1 protein-coding gene is annotated in these 654 nt (G+C 69.9%); it reads right to left on the bottom strand.

Annotated elements, in window-relative coordinates:
• On the bottom strand, positions 1-616 hold a 616-nt coding region (locus ACFO60_RS40805), incomplete at its 3' end, for a ketoacyl-synthetase C-terminal extension domain-containing protein (RefSeq protein WP_380852919.1).
• Positions 617-654: the final 38 nt, after the last annotated feature.

Here is a 654-nt window from a genome sequence, read left to right as displayed (position 1 = left end):
CGCACTCCGCCATCCGGCTCGCGAACACCGGCGACGACTCCAGCAACTCAGCGGCCATCCCCACCCACTGCGTCCCCTGCCCGGGAAAAACGAACACCACATCACCCGAACCACCGGACGACGCGACACCCTTCACCACATCGGGTGCGTCGCCACCCGCGGCGAAGTCGGCCAACGCGGCCTGCAACGTGGTCCGGTCGTCGGTGAGGATCACCGCCCGGTTCTCGAAGACCGCGCGTCGTGCCAACGAGTAAGCGACATCGGCGACGGCGGCATCCGACCGCTCCACGAGGAACTGCCGCAGACGCGCGGCCTGCGCACGCAAGGCTTCCTCGCCGCGGGCCGACAGCACGAGCGGAACCACCACGTCGGGGTCCGCGCCGGGCGCGGCCGCATCCTGCCGGGGCCCTTCCTCGATGATCACATGTGCGTTGGTGCCACTGATCCCGAACGACGACACACCCGCCCGCCGCGGCCGCCCCGTCTCCGGCCAGTCCTGTTCCCCGGTCAGCAGTTCCACCGCGCCGGCCGACCAGTCCACGTGCGGACTCGGCTCGTCCACATGCAACGTCCTGGGCAACCGGCCATGCCGAAGCGCCATCACCATCTTGATCACACCGGCCACACCCGCCGCCGCCTGCGTATGACCGATGT

It is taken from the genome of Sphaerisporangium dianthi, assembly GCF_042654065.1.
GTDB classification, from domain to species: Bacteria; Actinomycetota; Actinomycetes; order Streptosporangiales; family Streptosporangiaceae; genus Sphaerisporangium; species Sphaerisporangium dianthi.
Note: the sequence above shows the minus strand (reverse complement) of the source record. Positions and strands in the feature narration are given on the sequence as shown.